The following is a 17,360-nucleotide window of genomic DNA, read 5'->3' on the forward strand; positions in this document are numbered from 1 at the left end:
TCCTTACTTTTATTTGGAATGAGCTATGTCTGCCACTACTAAACCATCACGCCGCGAACAGCGCGCTCAAGCCCAACACTTTATCGATACCCTGGAAGGGACCGCCTTCCCTAACTCAAAACGCATTTATATTACCGGTTCGCAGCCGGATATCCGCATTCCGATGCGCGAAATTCAGCTCAGCCCAACACTGACTGGCGGTAGCAAAGACAACCCGCAGTTCGAAGAGAACGAAGCCGTTCCGGTATACGACACCTCCGGACCGTATGGCGATCCTGACGTGGCGATTAACGTCCAGCAGGGTCTGGCAAAGCTGCGCCAGCCGTGGATTGCGGCGCGTAACGATAGCGAAGAATTAGACGACCGGAGTTCCGCTTATACCAAAGAACGTCTGGCCGACGATGGCCTGGACGATCTGCGTTTCACCGGCCTGCTGACGCCAAAGCGCGCCAAAGCGGGTAAACGAGTCACCCAACTGTACTACGCCCGCCAGGGAATAGTGACCCCGGAGATGGAGTTCATCGCCATCCGTGAAAACATGGGCCGCGAGCGCATTCGCAGTGAAGTGCTTCGCCACCAGCATCCGGGGATGAACTTTGGTGCACGCCTGCCGGAAAACATTACGCCGGAATTCGTGCGTGATGAAGTGGCCGCGGGCCGCGCGATTATTCCTGCCAACATCAACCACCCGGAATCCGAGCCGATGATTATCGGTCGCAACTTCCTGGTGAAGGTTAACGCCAACATCGGCAACTCTGCCGTCACCTCCTCTATCGAAGAAGAGGTAGAAAAACTGGTGTGGTCGACGCGCTGGGGCGCTGACACGGTGATGGATCTATCCACCGGTCGCTATATCCACGAAACCCGCGAGTGGATCCTGCGTAACAGTCCGGTACCGATCGGTACTGTGCCGATCTACCAGGCGCTGGAGAAGGTCAACGGGATCGCCGAAGATCTCACCTGGGAAGCCTTCCGCGACACGCTGCTGGAGCAGGCCGAACAGGGCGTCGACTACTTCACCATTCACGCGGGCGTGCTGCTGCGCTACGTGCCGATGACCGCCAAGCGCCTGACCGGTATTGTCTCACGCGGCGGTTCAATTATGGCGAAATGGTGCCTTTCTCATCACAAAGAGAACTTCCTGTACGAACACTTCCGCGAGATTTGCGAAATCTGCGCCGCCTACGACGTCTCTTTGTCGCTGGGTGACGGCCTGCGCCCAGGTTCAATTCAGGATGCGAACGACGAAGCGCAGTTCTCCGAGCTGCATACGCTGGGCGAGCTGACCAAAATCGCCTGGGAATACGACGTGCAGGTGATGATAGAAGGCCCAGGTCATGTGCCCATGCATATGATCCAGCGCAACATGACCGAAGAGCTGGAGCACTGCCATGAAGCACCGTTCTACACTTTAGGACCGTTGACCACCGATATCGCACCGGGCTACGACCACTTCACTTCCGGGATCGGTGCGGCGATGATCGGCTGGTTTGGCTGCGCGATGCTGTGCTACGTCACGCCAAAAGAGCACCTCGGCCTGCCGAACAAAGAAGATGTTAAGCAAGGGTTGATTACCTACAAGATTGCCGCCCACGCAGCTGACTTAGCAAAAGGTCATCCAGGCGCGCAGATCCGCGATAACGCCATGTCGAAAGCGCGTTTCGAATTCCGCTGGGAAGACCAGTTTAACCTCGCGCTCGACCCGTTCACCGCCCGCGCCTACCACGATGAAACACTGCCACAGGAGTCCGGCAAGGTCGCCCACTTCTGCTCCATGTGCGGGCCGAAGTTCTGCTCGATGAAAATCAGCCAGGAGGTTCGCGACTACGCTGCTGCACAAACGATTGAAGTCGGCATGGCGGATATGTCGGAGAACTTCCGAGCCAAAGGCGGCGAAATCTACCTCAAAAAAGAGGAGGCGTAATGTACCAGCCTGATTTCCCGACCGTGCCGTTTCGCCTCGGGCTTTACCCGGTGGTAGACAGCGTGGAATGGATTGAACGCTTGCTGCAGGCGGGCGTACGCACAATCCAACTGCGCATTAAAGATAAGCGTGATGAAGAGGTCGAAGCCGACGTTATGGCCGCCATTGAACTGGGTCGTCGCTACAACACCCGCCTGTTTATCAACGACTACTGGCGTCTGGCAATTAAGCACCGCGCTTACGGCGTACATCTGGGCCAGGAAGACCTTGAAACCACCGACCTGAAGGCGATCCAGGCGGCGGAGCTACGCCTGGGGGTCTCCACTCACGATGATATGGAGATTGACGTCGCGCTCGCCGCTAAGCCTTCTTATATCGCGCTGGGTCATGTCTTCCCCACGCAAACCAAACAGATGCCTTCCGCCCCGCAGGGACTTACGCAACTGGCAAACCATATTGAACGATTAGCGGATTACCCGACCGTCGCCATTGGCGGTATCAGCCTTGAGCGCGCCCCGGCAGTACTGGCGACCGGCGTCGGCAGCATTGCCGTGGTCAGCGCCATTACCCAGGCGGCTGACTGGCAGGTCGCTACGGCCCAACTACTGGATATCGCGGGAGTGGGCGATGAATGACCGCGACTTTATGCGTTACAGCCGGCAGATCCTGCTCGGCGATATCGCCATTGAAGGCCAGCAAAAGCTACTCGATAGCCATGTGCTGATTGTCGGTTTAGGCGGGTTAGGTTCGCCTGCCGCGCTGTATCTGGCAGGAGCAGGCATCGGAAAACTGACGCTGGTAGACGATGACGACATTCATCTGAGCAATCTGCAGCGCCAGATCCTGTTTACCACTGATGATATCGCACGTTCAAAATCGCAGGTTGCCCAGCAGCGCCTGACGCGGCTCAACCCGGATATCGAGCTGGTGTCACTCCAGCAGCGACTGAAAGGCGATGCGCTTCGGCATGCGGTAGCGCGTGCCGATGTGGTGCTCGACTGTACCGATAACATGGCCACGCGCCAGGAAATTAACGCCGCCTGCGTAACGCTCAACACCCCGCTCGTCACCGCCAGCGCCGTCGGCTTTGGCGGCCAACTGATGGTGCTGACGCCCCCGTGGGAACAAGGATGTTACCGCTGCCTGTGGCCGGACGATGTAGAGCCCGAACGCAATTGCCGTACCGCCGGTATCGTCGGGCCGGTTGTGGGCGTAATGGGCACCTTGCAGGCGCTGGAAGCGATTAAATTGCTCAGCGGTATTGAGACGCCCAGCGGAGAGCTACGCCTGTTTGACGGTAAAACCAGTCAGTGGCGCAGCTTCGCACTACGACGTGCCAGCGGCTGCCCGGTATGCGGAGGGCAACATGCAGATTCAGTTCAATGATGAGCCGATGCAGTGCGCCGAAGGACAAACCGTCAGTGGGTTGCTCACTGCGCTTAATCAGCTTAAACCGGGCGCGGCGCTGGCGCTCAATCAGCAGATCCTGCCGCGCGAGCAGTGGGAGCAGCAAATCGTGCAGGAAGGCGACCAGATCCTGCTTTTTCAGGTTATTGCAGGGGGTTGATATGTTACGTATTGCCGACAAAACGTTTGATTCGCATCTGTTCACCGGCACCGGAAAATTTGCTTCATCGCAGCTGATGGTCGAGGCGATTCGCGCCTCCGGCAGCCAACTGGTGACGCTGGCAATGAAGCGCGTGGATTTACGTCAGCACAACGACGCCATTCTGGCGCCGCTGATAGAAGCTGGTGTGACGCTGTTGCCCAACACTTCAGGAGCAAAAACCGCCGAAGAAGCCATCTTCGCCGCCCAACTGGCGCGTGAAGCGTTGGGCACAAACTGGCTGAAATTAGAAATCCATCCGGACGCCCGCTGGCTGTTACCCGATCCGATTGAAACGCTAAAGGCCGCCGAGGCGCTGGTGAAGCAGGGCTTCGTGGTACTGCCTTACTGCGGCGCGGACCCGGTATTGTGCAAACGGCTGGAAGAAGTAGGCTGTTCGGCAGTCATGCCGCTCGGCGCGCCCATCGGATCTAATCAGGGGCTGGAAACCAAAGCAATGCTGGAGATTATTATCCAGCAGGCGACCGTGCCGGTGGTGGTTGATGCAGGCATCGGCGTCCCCAGCCACGCCACGCAGGCGCTGGAAATAGGCGCCGACGCGGTACTGGTCAATACGGCGATCGCCGTGGCGGATGATCCAGTGATGATGGCGACAGCCTTCCGTCTGGCCGTTGAAGCTGGCTTGCTGGCACGCCAGGCGGTACCAGGAAGCAAAAGTTCGCAGGCAAGTCCCACCAGCCCGTTAACCGGATTCCTGGAGGCCTTCGCATGAAAACGTTCAGCGACCGCTGGCGACAGCTGGACTGGGACGACATCCGCCTGCGTATCAACGGTAAAACCGCCGCTGACGTGGAGCGTGCCCTCAACGCTTCGCATCTTAGTCGCGACGATCTGATGGCATTGCTCTCTCCTGCCGCCGCCGATTATCTGGAGCCGCTGGCGCAGCGGGCGCAGAAGCTCACCCGTCAGCGTTTTGGTAACACGGTGAGCTTTTACGTGCCGTTGTATCTCTCCAACCTTTGCGCCAACGACTGCACCTACTGCGGTTTTTCGATGAGCAACCGTATCAAACGCAAAACGCTGGACGAAGATGAGATAACACGGGAGTGTGCGGCTATCCGTGAGCTGGGTTTTGAGCATCTGCTGTTGGTCACCGGTGAACATCAGGCCAAAGTGGGGATGGATTATTTTCGTCGCCATTTGCCTGCCATTCGCCGCCAGTTCGCCTCTTTACAGATGGAGGTACAGCCGTTGTCAGAGGCTGAATATGCAGAGCTAAAGACGCTGGGGCTGGATGGCGTGATGGTGTATCAGGAGAGCTACCATGAGGCAACTTACGCTCGTCACCATTTAAAAGGGAAAAAGCAGGATTTCTTCTGGCGCCTGGAAACGCCGGACAGGCTGGGCCGCGCAGGGATCGACAAAATCGGTCTTGGCGCGTTGATTGGTTTGTCCGACAGCTGGCGGGTTGATTGCTATATGGTGGCTGAACATCTGCTATGGATGCAGCAGCATTACTGGCAGAGCCGTTACTCTATCTCCTTCCCTCGCCTGCGTCCATGCACCGGAGGCGTTGAGCCTGCATCGATCATGGATGAGCGACAGTTGGTCCAGACCATTTGCGCGTTTCGTTTACTGGCACCAGAAATTGAGCTGTCGCTCTCCACCCGCGAATCGCCATGGTTTCGTGACCATGTTATCCCATTGGCGATCAACAACGTCAGCGCCTTCTCAAAAACCCAGCCCGGTGGTTATGCCGATAACCACCCCGAACTGGAACAGTTCTCCCCGCACGACGATCGTCGCCCAGAAGCCGTTGCTGAAGCACTCATGGCCCAGGGTTTACAGCCCGTGTGGAAAGACTGGGACAGCTATCTGGGGCGCGCTTCACAGGTACCGTAGGTCAGGAGCAATCGCATAAACAAAAAAACCCGCTTTCGCGGGTTTTTTCTTCACTGGCACTTAACTGCTCGGGCTCTGGCCTTCATCGCTATCGTAAGCGCTCGTGAAATTATCGGCGATTACAGCGCGACAACGTTAACAGCAGACGGGCCTTTAGCGCCATTCTCCACGGAGAACTCCACCTTTTGACCTTCGTCTAACGTTTTAAAATCGTTACTCTGGATAGCGGAGAAATGCACAAACACATCCTTGCTACCGTCCTGAGGAGTGATAAAGCCGAAGCCTTTATCAGAGTTAAACCATTTTACTAAACCAGTCATTTTGTTAGACATAGATACTTCCTTTCATGTTTTTGAGCTGCTTATGCAGCGAAGATGGCCTGTTTTGCAGAAATTAACTTATGGGGCACTTAGGGAGGAGGCTCATGAAGAAGAGTATCTGAGGATAACGCTTGAACTGAGAACTGCTTTACTAAAACTGCTTGCATAAGGTCTGTGTTCCAAACCGATGCCGCTATAGTAGACCTACTTCTAATCATTAAGCAAGCATTAATTTTTTTAATACCCACTGAGTGATGCAATGTTGAACCATCGCGGCTAAGCATTCTGGATAACAGCTTGATCTACAATGAACAAAAGCCCCGACTATTGCAGTCAGGGCTTTACGTTACTACACACTTCAAATTTAACATTAATAAACTTAACGATTTAATACTGCTGATGGTACTACTTTAAAATGTACACGTTTACTATAGATAATATTGGATATTGATACTAACTAAAGCTTTCCTCTATTTACCGTTAAACACATTCCACCCGCTTGATAATAGAACTCAAGGCTGGTGACCTAAACAAGTACACTTCCCCTCGCGACATATACTCTTTGATGCGTTGCCTTATTTCCCTTGTGATAACCAGAAAAGCAGAAATCACAAATATTTACTATAAAATCATGGCGTTACATCGTCGCGTTTTACTGACTTTTTGCGATTAGATATATCAACTACGTGGCCTGAAAGCATTGTCGAAGTGAAAAGATAGCGTTTTCAGCATCGACTATCTCATACAAAAAATACTTCGTGGCCTTTATCGCAAACCCCAATCAAGCTCTACTAACACTTACTACGTTAACAGCAAACTACAATTTCTCCGCTGTTAAGTATTAACATACGGGTTTAAAAAACGCTGTCAATACTGTTTTTTATAACATGTATTTATTGACAGTAATTATATATTCCAGCATGTGATAAGCGATTCAAAAAGCCGCTGGCCCTGGTCCAGATCGCAGGGTTCTGCCTCTTTTTGTAACCGGTTTCAGAAAAAGCGGCTTTCTTTGTGATGCCTTGCACACATTCGTTGCAAAGCAGTTGTTGCTATAGCTGGCTCGCGATAATTATCAATTCACACATGTTGATCGAGACTGCTTATGAAAAACATCGTTTTATGCTGTGCCGCCGGAATGTCCACCAGCATGCTGGTGCAAAGGATGAAAGATGCCGCCCAGAAAAAAGGCGTCGACGTCACCATCAAAGCCGTCCCGGTGGCCGAGTTTGAAGAGAATATCGCTACAGCGGATATCGTTTTGCTCGGTCCACAGGTTAAGTATGAACAGGCCAAGCTACAGGCGATCGCCGACCCACTAGGCAAAAAGGTCGCCGTTATCGACATGATGGATTACGGCATGATGAAAGGCGATGCGGTACTGGATAAGGCGCTGAAACTACTGGAGTGATGGTATGGAAGAGTTAGAAACGATCATCATGGAGTTATTGGTAAACGCTGGCGCTGCACGCAGCCAGGCCCTGACGGCACTGCAACTGGCTCGTAAGGGTGATTTCTCCGCTGCAGAACAAGCAATGACGGAATCACGCGAGTACGTCAAACAAGCGCATAAAATCCAGACCCAGCTGATCGGCATTGATGAAGGTACCGGCAAACTACCGGTTAATCTCATCACCGTCCATTCGCAGGACCACCTGATGAATGCCATGGTGATTCAGGATCTGGCCGGCGATATGATTGAGCTTTATCGGCGGTTACCACCGGTAAATTAATGACACTGCCGGATGGTTTCGTAGACCTGATAATCGCCATCAGAAATAACATAGACATAAAAAAACCCGCCGAAGCGGGTTTTTTATTATGGTCGGCAACGATTAATCGTTGTCAGAACCGCCCAGGCCTGCGTTCAACAGTTCTGCCAGGCTGGCAGACGCATCTTCAGCAGTTACCTGCGGTGCAGCTGGCAGTTCGCCCGCTGCGCGACGGCGCATACGATCCTGGTGGTACGCATAACCAGTACCTGCCGGGATCAGACGACCCACGATGACGTTCTCTTTCAGACCGCGCAGTTCATCACGTTTACCTGCAACAGCTGCTTCGGTCAGGACACGCGTGGTTTCCTGGAACGATGCTGCAGAGATGAAGGACTCGGTTGCCAGAGACGCTTTGGTGATACCCAGCAGATCGCGGGAGAACGTTGCACCCACTTTGCCGTTCGCTTCCAGCTCGCGGTTTGCGATCTTGACGCGGGAGTATTCAACCTGCTCGCCTTCCAGGAAGTCGGAGCTACCAGCGCTTTCGATGGTGGCTTTACGCAACATCTGACGAACGATAACTTCGATGTGTTTATCGTTAATCTTAACACCCTGCAGACGGTATACGTCCTGAACTTCGTTAACGATGTAACGAGTTACAGCATGCACACCACGCAGACGCAGGATATCGTGCGGCGCTTCCGGACCGTCGGAAACCACGTCACCACGTTCTACACGTTCACCTTCGAACACGTTGAGCTGACGCCATTTCGGAATCATCTCTTCGTACGGTTCGCTACCGTCTACCGGGGTGATAACCAGACGACGTTTACCTTTGGTTTCTTTACCGAAGGAAATGATGCCGCTGATTTCAGCCAGGATTGCCGGCTCTTTCGGACGACGTGCTTCGAACAGGTCCGCAACGCGCGGCAGACCACCGGTGATATCCTTGGTACCGCCGGATTCCTGCGGAACACGCGCCAGGGTGTCACCAGAGCTGATCTGTACGCCATCTTCCAGCTGAACAATCGCTTTACCCGGCAGGAAGTACTGAGCAGGCATATCGGTGCCTGGGATCAGAACGTCGTTGCCCTGAGCATCAACAATTTTCAGTGCCGGACGCAGGTCTTTACCACCCGCAGTACGCTCTGCAGAATCCAGAACCACCAGAGAAGACAGACCGGTCAGTTCGTCGGTCTGACGAGTAATGGTCTGGCCGTCGATCATGTCAGTAAAGCGGACGAAACCACTCACTTCGGTGATAACCGGCATGGTGTGCGGATCCCAGTTTGCTACGGTTTCGCCGCCAGCAACCTGTTCGCCATCACCTTTCGCCATAACGGAGCCGTAAGGCACTTTATAGCTTTCTTTGGTACGGCCGAATTCGTCGATCAGTTTCAGTTCGGTGTTACGTGAGGTGATAACCAGTTTACCGCTGGAGTTCACAACCGACTTCGCGTTGCTCAGACGGATGCTACCTTTGTTTTTCACCTGGATGCTGGATTCAGCAGCCGCACGAGATGCCGCACCACCGATGTGGAACGTACGCATCGTCAGCTGTGTACCCGGTTCACCGATGGACTGTGCCGCGATAACGCCGATTGCTTCACCTTTGTTGATGATGTGGCCACGCGCCAGGTCACGACCATAGCAGTGCGCACATACACCAAAGTCAGTGTCACAAGATACAACGGAACGGACTTTAACGGAGTCTACGGAGTTCTCTTCCAGCAGATCACACCACTGTTCGTGCAGCAGCGTGTTGCGTGGAACCAGAATATCCGCCGTACCCGGCTTCAGAACGTCTTCAGCAGTTACACGACCCAGAACGCGATCGCGCAGCGGCTCTTTAACGTCACCACCCTCGATAACCGGGGTCATGGTGATGCCTTCCAGAGTGCCGCAATCGTCTTCAGTAACAACCAGGTCCTGCGCGACGTCAACCAGACGACGAGTCAGATAACCGGAGTTCGCTGTTTTCAGTGCGGTATCCGCCAGACCTTTACGAGCACCGTGAGTAGAGATGAAGTACTGGAGTACGTTCAGACCTTCACGGAAGTTCGCGGTGATTGGCGTTTCGATGATGGAGCCATCTGGCTTCGCCATCAGACCACGCATACCTGCCAGCTGACGAATCTGTGCTGCAGAACCACGCGCACCGGAGTCGGCCATCATGTAGATGCTGTTGAAGGAAACCTGCTGCTCTTCTACGCCGTCACGGTTAATAACGGTTTCGGTTTGCAGGTTATCCATCATCGCTTTGGATACACGATCGTTCGCCGCAGCCCAGATATCGATAACTTTGTTATAGCGTTCGCCTGCGGTTACCAGACCAGACTGGAACTGCTCCTGGATCTCAGCAACTTCAGCTTCCGCTTCAGAGATGATCTCGTGTTTCTTCTCTGGGATGACCATGTCATCAATACCAACAGATGCACCTGAACGCGCTGCATATGCAAAGCCGGTGTACATTGTCTGGTCAGCGAAGATAACGGTCGGCTTCAGGCCCAGAATGCGGTAACAGGTGTTCAGCATTTTGGAGATAGCTTTCTTGCCCAGCGCCTGGTTGACGATGGAGAAAGGCAGACCTTTCGGTACGATCATCCACAGAATGGCACGGCCAACGGTCGTGTCTTTCAGGCTGGTTTTCGCAACGAATTCGCCGTTTTCATCTTTTTCGTATTCGGTGATACGCACTTTAACGCGCGCATGCAGAGAGGCCAGACCTGCGCGATAGATACGCTCAGCTTCTTTCGGGCCAGTCAGCACCATGCCTTCGCCTTTGGCGTTAACACAGTCACGGGTCATGTAGTACAGACCCAATACAACGTCCTGAGACGGAACGATGATAGGTTCGCCGTTCGCCGGAGACAGGATGTTGTTGGTAGACATCATCAGCGCACGCGCTTCGAGCTGGGCTTCCAGCGTCAGCGGTACGTGAACAGCCATCTGGTCACCATCGAAGTCGGCGTTATATGCCGCACAAACCAGCGGGTGCAGCTGGATAGCTTTACCTTCGATCAGTACCGGTTCAAATGCCTGGATACCCAGACGGTGCAGTGTTGGTGCACGGTTCAGCAGTACCGGGTGTTCGCGGATAACTTCGTCCAGGATATCCCAAACGACAGCTTCTTCACGCTCAACCATTTTCTTAGCGGCTTTGATGGTGGTGGCCAGGCCACGCAGCTCCAGCTTGCCGTAGATGAACGGTTTGAACAGTTCCAGTGCCATTTTCTTCGGCAGACCGCACTGATGCAGACGCAGGTATGGACCTACGGTGATTACAGAACGACCGGAGTAGTCAACACGCTTACCGAGCAGGTTCTGACGGAAACGACCCTGCTTACCTTTGATCATGTCGGCCAAAGATTTCAGAGGACGTTTGTTAGAACCGGTGATCGCACGACCGCGACGACCGTTATCCAGCAGGGCGTCAACCGCTTCCTGCAGCATACGTTTTTCGTTGCGTACGATGATGTCCGGCGCAGCCAGATCCAGCAGACGCTTCAGACGGTTGTTACGGTTGATAACGCGACGATACAGATCGTTCAGATCCGACGTTGCGAAACGACCACCATCCAGCGGAACCAGCGGACGCAAATCTGGCGGCAGAACCGGCAGAACGGTCAGGATCATCCACTCTGGCTTGTTGCCAGACTGTACGAAGGCTTCCAGCAGTTTGATACGCTTGGTCAGCTTCTTACGCTTGGTTTCAGAGTTGGTTTCGTTCAGCTCTTCGCGCAGAGTTTCACACTCTTGCTCCAGATCCATGCTTTTCAGCAGAGCCTGGATAGCTTCCGCACCCATCTTCGCGTCGAATTCGTCACCGAATTCTTCCAGCGCGTCCAGATACTGCTCTTCAGTCAGGATCTGTTGACGTTCCAGGTTAGTCATACCGCCTTCGATAACTACATAAGATTCGAAGTACAGTACGCGCTCGATATCGCGCAGCGGCATATCAAGCAGCAGACCGATACGGGACGGCAGAGATTTCAGGAACCAGATATGAGCAGTCGGAGACGCCAGCTCGATGTGGCCCATACGCTCACGGCGTACTTTAGTCTGGGTCACTTCAACGCCGCACTTCTCACAGATCACACCACGGTGTTTCAGGCGCTTGTACTTACCGCACAGGCACTCGTAGTCTTTTACCGGCCCAAAGATACGGGCGCAGAAAAGGCCGTCACGTTCAGGTTTGAACGTACGGTAGTTGATGGTTTCCGGCTTCTTAACTTCACCGAAAGACCATGAACGGATCATGTCTGGCGAGGCCAGAGCAATTTTGATCGCATCAAACTCTTCGGTTTTAGTCTGCGCTTTCAGAAACTTTAATAAATCTTTCACGGATTTGCTCCCGTCGGAGTTAGCACAATCTGGCGCTGGCTGTTACGCCAGCACCAGTGACCTGTTTGATCGAGAGTTACTCGTCTTCCAGCTCGATGTTGATACCCAGCGAACGAATCTCTTTCAACAGTACGTTGAAGGATTCCGGCATGCCTGGTTCCATCTGATGGTTGCCGTCCACGATGTTTTTATACATCTTAGTACGACCGTTCACGTCATCAGACTTAACGGTGAGCATTTCCTGCAGGGTGTATGCTGCGCCATATGCTTCCAGCGCCCACACTTCCATCTCCCCGAAGCGCTGACCACCGAACTGCGCCTTACCACCCAGCGGCTGCTGAGTAACCAGGCTGTAAGAACCGGTAGAACGCGCATGCATCTTGTCATCAACCAGGTGGTTCAGTTTCAGCATGTACATGTAGCCAACGGTAACCTGGCGCTCGAACTGCTCACCGGTACGACCGTCGAACAGTGTGATCTGACCGGAAGTCGGCAGGCCACCCAGCTGTAACAGTTCCTTGATTTCAGACTCTTTCGCACCGTCGAATACCGGCGTTGCGATCGGCATACCTTTTTTCAGGTTTTCAGCCAGACGCAGAACTTCTTCATCGCTGAAGGTATTCAGGTCAACTTTCTGACGAACATCTGAACCCAGATCGTAAGCACGCTGGATGAACTCGCGCAGTTTCGCGACTTCCTGCTGCTGTTTCAGCATGGCGTTGATCTTATCGCCGATACCTTTTGCAGCCATACCCAGGTGGGTTTCAAGGATCTGACCGATGTTCATACGCGATGGTACGCCCAGCGGGTTCAGTACGATATCTACCGGCGTACCGTTAGCATCGTGTGGCATATCTTCGATCGGGTTGATCTTAGAGATTACACCCTTGTTACCGTGACGACCTGCCATCTTATCACCAGGCTGGATCCGACGTTTAACCGCCAGATAAACCTTAACAATCTTCAGCACGCCCGGTGCCAGATCGTCGCCCTGAGTGATTTTACGGCGTTTTGCTTCGAGTTTTTTCTCGAATTCGTGTTTCAGTTCGTCGTACTGCTCAGCCAGTTGCTCCAGCTGATTCTGTTTCTCTTCGTCGGTCAGGCCGAGTTCTAACCAGCGGTCACGCGGCAGTTTGTCGAGCTTCTCAGCTTCAACACCACCGGAAACCAGCACAGCGTAGATACGGCTGAACAGGCCAGCTTCGAGGATCTGCAGTTCTTCAGACAGGTCTTTTTTCGCCTGCTTCAGCTGCATCTCTTCGATTTCCAGCGCACGTTTGTCTTTTTCTACGCCATCGCGAGTAAAGACCTGAACGTCGATAATCGTACCGGAAACACCGTTTGGCACGCGCAGAGAAGAGTCTTTAACGTCAGACGCTTTCTCACCGAAGATTGCACGCAGCAGCTTCTCTTCTGGCGTCAGCTGGGTTTCACCTTTCGGCGTTACCTTACCAACCAGAATGTCGCCACCGGTCACTTCCGCACCGATATAAACGATACCGGATTCATCCAGTTTGGAGAGCGCAGCTTCACCCACGTTCGGGATGTCAGCGGTGATCTCTTCTGGCCCCAGCTTGGTGTCACGGGACACACATGCCAGTTCCTGAATGTGGATGGTAGTGAAACGGTCTTCCTGGACAACACGCTCGGATACGAGGATGGAGTCTTCGAAGTTGTAACCATTCCATGGCATGAATGCCACGCGCATGTTCTGACCCAGCGCCAGTTCACCGAGGTCGGTGGACGGACCGTCTGCCAGCACATCACCACGTTCAACCGGCTCGCCCAGAGATACACAAGGCATCTGGTTGATACAGGTGTTCTGGTTAGAACGGGTGTATTTGGTCAGGTTATAAATGTCGATACCTGCTTCGCCCGGGTACATCTCGTCTTCGTTAACTTTGATAACGATACGGGAAGCATCCACGTACTGAACAGTACCGCCACGTTTAGCCACTGCAGTAACACCGGAGTCAACGGCAACAGCACGTTCCATACCGGTACCAACCAGCGGCTTATCAGCGCGCAGAGTCGGAACCGCCTGACGTTGCATGTTCGCACCCATCAATGCACGGTTGGCGTCATCGTGTTCCAGGAACGGGATCAGGGACGCACCGACGGATACCACCTGCTGGGTGGATACGTCCATGTAGTCAACCTGGTCGCGGCTGAACAAGCTGGATTCGCCTTTGCTACGGCAGGTAACCAGATCTTCTACAAAGTGGCCTTCGTCATCCAGGTTGGAGTTCGCCTGAGCGATAACGTAGTTGCCTTCTTCGATAGCAGACAGGTAATGAATTTCGTCAGTTACAACACCGTCGGTCACTTTACGGTACGGAGTCTCGAGGAAGCCGTATTCGTTAGTCTGTGCATACACGGACAGGGAGTTGATCAGACCGATGTTCGGACCTTCAGGCGTTTCGATTGGACATACGCGACCGTAATGAGTCGGGTGTACGTCTCGAACTTCGAAGCCTGCGCGTTCACGGGTCAGACCGCCTGGGCCGAGTGCGGAGATACGACGTTTGTGCGTAATCTCAGACAGCGGGTTGTTCTGGTCCATAAACTGAGACAGCTGGCTGGAACCAAAGAACTCTTTCACTGCTGCAGAAATCGGCTTGGCGTTGATCATATCCTGAGGCATCAGGGTATCCAGATCGCCCAGAGACAGACGCTCTTTCACCGCACGCTCAACACGTACCAGGCCAACGCGGAACTGGTTTTCCGCCATTTCGCCTACGGAACGGATACGACGGTTGCCGAGGTGGTCGATATCATCGACTTCGCCTTTACCGTTACGGATATCGATGAGCTTCTTCATCACTTCGATGATGTCGTCTTTGCTCAGGATACCGGAACCTTCGATTTCGTCGCGCAGCAGAGAACGGTTGAACTTCATACGACCAACCGCAGACAGGTCATAGCGGTCTTCGGAGAAGAACAGGTTCTCGAACAGGCTTTCAGCAGCTTCACGAGTCGGCGGCTCACCAGGACGCATCATGCGGTAGATTTCTACCAGTGCGCTCAGACGATCGTTGGTTGGGTCAACACGTACAGTTTCAGAAATGTACGGACCGTGGTCCAGATCGTTAGTGAACAGCGTTTCGATACGCTTGTGACCAGACTGGCTCAGCTTAGCCAGCAGATCCAGGCTCAGCTCCATGTTAGCTGCGCAAATCAGCTCGCCAGTAGATTCGTCAACGTAGTCTTTAGCCGCAACTTTACCAGCAATGTATTCAACCGGAACTTCGATATGTTTGATATCGTCTTTTTCCAGTTGGCGAATGTGGCGCGCAGTGATGCGACGGCCTTTTTCGACGTAGACTTTGCCGTTAGCTTCAATGTCAAAGGAGGCGGTTTCACCACGCAGGCGTTCCGGCACCAGTTCCATCTGCAGCTTGTTGTCGCGAATTTCGAAAACAACTTTTTCAAAGAACAGGTCAAGGATCTGCTCAGTGGTGTAGTTCAGTGCACGCAGAATAATGGTCGCAGGCAGTTTACGGCGACGGTCAATACGTACGAACAGGTTGTCCTTCGGATCGAATTCGAAGTCCAGCCAGGAACCACGGTAAGGGATGATGCGCGCGTTATACAGCACTTTACCCGAAGAGTGGGTTTTACCTTTGTCGGAGTCAAAGAAGACGCCAGGACTACGGTGCAGCTGAGAAACGATAACACGCTCAGTACCATTGATTACAAAGGTACCGTTGTCAGTCATGAGCGGAATTTCGCCCATGTAGACTTCTTGTTCTTTAATATCTTTTACGGTGCCTTCCGGCGCTTCGCGCTCGTAGATCACCAGACGCAGTTTTACGCGCAGCGGTGCGGAATAGGTCACGCCACGGATCTGACATTCCTGAACGTCAAACACCGGTTCGCCAAGGCGGTAGCTGACGTATTGCAGCTCGGAATTACCGCTGTAGCTCTGAATCGGGAAAACGGAACGGAAAGCTGCTTCCAGACCATACTGCCCTTCAGGATCTTGCTCGATGAACTTCTGAAACGAGTCAAGCTGGATAGAAAGGAGATAAGGTATGTCCAACACTTGTGGACGTTTACCAAAATCCTTACGAATACGTTTTTTCTCGGTATAGGAGTAAACCATTAGGGTTCCTCAGCTCGCTGACAAGTCGACCCATCTGTCCGACGAAGGGACAGTTTGTGCAACACTATTTTGTTGACCGGAAAATCGAATACTTTCCGCAATGCCTGTTGCTATCACGCTTAAACCATTTCATTGCGATTTACACAGAACTGATGCTCTGTCGCAGTATATTAAGACGTCGATAGAAACAAGCATTGAAAGGCACAGCAGTAGTCAAACAGTGTGAAATGCTACTGGCGCCTTACAGCGCAAAAAGGCTGGTGACTAAAAAGTCACCAGCCATCAGCCTAATTTCTTAGGCTGCAACCAGAAAAGTTGGCTTATTTAACTTCAACTTCAGCGCCAGCTTCTTCCAGAGATTTTTTCAGTGCTTCTGCGTCGTCTTTGCTGATGCCTTCTTTCAGGGCAGCCGGAGCAGATTCTACCAGGTCTTTAGCTTCTTTCAGACCCAGGCCAGTTGCGCCACGTACTGCTTTGATTACAGCAACTTTGTTAGCGCCAGCAGCTTTCAGAATTACGTCGAATTCAGTTTTTTCTTCAGCAGCTTCAGCCGGGCCAGCAGCTACAGCTACAGCAGCAGCAGCGGAAACACCGAATTTTTCTTCCATTGCAGAGATCAGTTCTACAACGTCCATTACGGACATAGCGGATACTGCTTCAATGATTTGATCTTTAGTGATAGACATTTAAATTGTTCCTGAAAATCAGAATAAGTTTATACGTAAGCAGATGCTTGAGAAAGATAACTGCGATTAAGCAGCTTCTTTCGCATCGCGTACAGCAGCCAGAGTACGAACCAGTTTGCCAGCCGAAGCTTCTTTCATGGTTGCCATCAGGCGTGCAATTGCTTCTTCGTAGGTCGGCAGAGTTGCCAGGCGATCGATTTGCGATGCCGGGATCAATTCACCTTCAAAGGCTGCGGCTTTGACCTCAAATTTTGCATTCGCTTTCGCGAACTCTTTGAACAGACGAGCAGCAGCGCCCGGGTGTTCCATAGAGTATGCAATCAGGGTCGGACCAACAAACGTGTCTTTCAGGCACTCGAACTGAGTACCTTCAACGACGCGGCGCAGCAGGGTGTTACGAACAACACGCATGTATACGCCAGCTTCACGACCTGCTTTACGCAGTTCAGTCATTTTATCTACAGTTACGCCACGGGAATCCGCAACTACTGCAGACAGCGCGCCTTTGGCTACTTCGCTGACTTCAGCAACAATCGCTTGTTTGTCTTGAAGATTTAAAGCCATTAGCTTTGCTCCTGGATGTTTGCCGGAACTCATGTTCCGGAACTCACTTCACTCTCCCCAACTGAGAGAGCGTCTAAATACGGTGAGCAGAAACAAGCCAGAGTATCAGAAATAATCTTAGCGTTCTGTCACCGTCTACGCAGGGCATTAAGTTTCTTACGAAACACCTGCGGTCTTCGACGGAGGCCTGGATAGGCCAGGCTCCAACGAACAAATCTTGTCTATCTGTCGCT

General features: G+C 52.9%; 13 protein-coding genes. 8 read left to right on the forward strand and 5 right to left on the reverse strand.

All coding sequences use genetic code 11. From position 1 onward, the window contains the following. Window positions 1-25: 25 nt before the first annotated feature. The 6 genes from thiC to thiH are packed head-to-tail and all read left to right on the forward strand — an operon-like array spanning window position 26 to window position 5,393. A complete protein-coding gene (gene thiC / locus IB222_RS21855) occupies window positions 26-1,924 on the forward strand; it encodes a phosphomethylpyrimidine synthase ThiC (protein WP_126957827.1) in 1,899 nt (632 codons plus the stop codon). Then, the gene (thiE, locus tag IB222_RS21860; RefSeq protein ID WP_148362588.1) at window positions 1,924-2,559 is read left to right on the forward strand and encodes a thiamine phosphate synthase; all 636 of its coding nucleotides are present in this window, start codon (window positions 1,924-1,926) and stop codon (window positions 2,557-2,559) included. The genes thiC and thiE overlap by 1 nt, the downstream gene beginning before the upstream one ends. After that, the gene (locus IB222_RS21865; RefSeq protein ID WP_003826902.1) at window positions 2,552-3,310 is read left to right on the forward strand and encodes a HesA/MoeB/ThiF family protein; all 759 of its coding nucleotides are present in this window, start codon (window positions 2,552-2,554) and stop codon (window positions 3,308-3,310) included. Before thiE ends, IB222_RS21865 begins: the two co-directional genes overlap by 8 nt. Then, on the forward strand, window positions 3,291-3,491 hold the full coding sequence (thiS, locus tag IB222_RS21870) for a sulfur carrier protein ThiS (RefSeq protein ID WP_016155307.1): 201 nt from the start codon (window positions 3,291-3,293) through the stop codon (window positions 3,489-3,491). Before IB222_RS21865 ends, thiS begins: the two co-directional genes overlap by 20 nt. A 1-nt stretch (window position 3,492) precedes the next feature. Continuing rightward, window positions 3,493-4,263 carry a thiazole synthase gene (gene thiG, locus IB222_RS21875; protein WP_148362589.1) on the forward strand — a complete coding sequence of 257 codons (771 nt, stop codon included), beginning with the start codon at window positions 3,493-3,495 and terminating at the stop codon, window positions 4,261-4,263. Then, window positions 4,260-5,393 (forward strand): 2-iminoacetate synthase ThiH, encoded by a 1,134-nt coding sequence (gene thiH, locus IB222_RS21880; RefSeq protein ID WP_148362590.1) that lies wholly within the window; start codon window positions 4,260-4,262, stop codon window positions 5,391-5,393. The genes thiG and thiH overlap by 4 nt, the downstream gene beginning before the upstream one ends. Window positions 5,394-5,512: 119 nt before the next feature. Here thiH and cspG read toward each other — a convergent pair whose 3' ends face one another. Then, the gene (gene cspG / locus IB222_RS21885; RefSeq protein WP_003033098.1) at window positions 5,513-5,725 is read right to left on the reverse strand and encodes a cold shock protein CspG; all 213 of its coding nucleotides are present in this window, start codon (window positions 5,723-5,725) and stop codon (window positions 5,513-5,515) included. Between the two features lie 1,093 nt (window positions 5,726-6,818). Between cspG and IB222_RS21890 the strand changes: the two genes are divergently transcribed. Together IB222_RS21890 and IB222_RS21895 are read left to right on the forward strand one after the other, a co-directional pair. After that, complete coding sequence (locus IB222_RS21890; RefSeq protein ID WP_003033102.1) at window positions 6,819-7,124, forward strand: PTS sugar transporter subunit IIB; 306 nt, start codon at window positions 6,819-6,821, stop codon at window positions 7,122-7,124. 4 nt (window positions 7,125-7,128) lie between these two features. After that, on the forward strand, window positions 7,129-7,446 hold the full coding sequence (locus tag IB222_RS21895) for a PTS lactose/cellobiose transporter subunit IIA (protein ID WP_003826916.1): 318 nt from the start codon (window positions 7,129-7,131) through the stop codon (window positions 7,444-7,446). A 102-nt stretch (window positions 7,447-7,548) separates the two neighbouring features. Here IB222_RS21895 and rpoC read toward each other — a convergent pair whose 3' ends face one another. The 4 genes from rpoC to rplJ form a co-directional block, all read right to left on the reverse strand. Continuing rightward, entirely contained in the window at window positions 7,549-11,772 is a 4,224-nt protein-coding gene (rpoC, locus tag IB222_RS21900; RefSeq protein ID WP_003826919.1) for a DNA-directed RNA polymerase subunit beta', read from the reverse strand. Between the two features lie 76 nt (window positions 11,773-11,848). Further along, window positions 11,849-15,877, reverse strand: a complete 4,029-nt coding sequence (gene rpoB, locus IB222_RS21905) for a DNA-directed RNA polymerase subunit beta (protein ID WP_003033111.1) — start codon at window positions 15,875-15,877, stop codon at window positions 11,849-11,851. Between the two features lie 320 nt (window positions 15,878-16,197). Continuing rightward, entirely contained in the window at window positions 16,198-16,563 is a 366-nt protein-coding gene (gene rplL, locus IB222_RS21910) for a 50S ribosomal protein L7/L12 (protein ID WP_003033114.1), read from the reverse strand. A gap of 66 nt (window positions 16,564-16,629) precedes the next feature. After that, the gene (gene rplJ / locus IB222_RS21915; protein WP_001207203.1) at window positions 16,630-17,127 is read right to left on the reverse strand and encodes a 50S ribosomal protein L10; all 498 of its coding nucleotides are present in this window, start codon (window positions 17,125-17,127) and stop codon (window positions 16,630-16,632) included. Window positions 17,128-17,360: the final 233 nt, after the last annotated feature.

The sequence above is a fragment of the Citrobacter sp. C13 genome (genome assembly GCF_014596815.2).
GTDB lineage: Bacteria > Pseudomonadota > Gammaproteobacteria > Enterobacterales > Enterobacteriaceae > Citrobacter > Citrobacter portucalensis.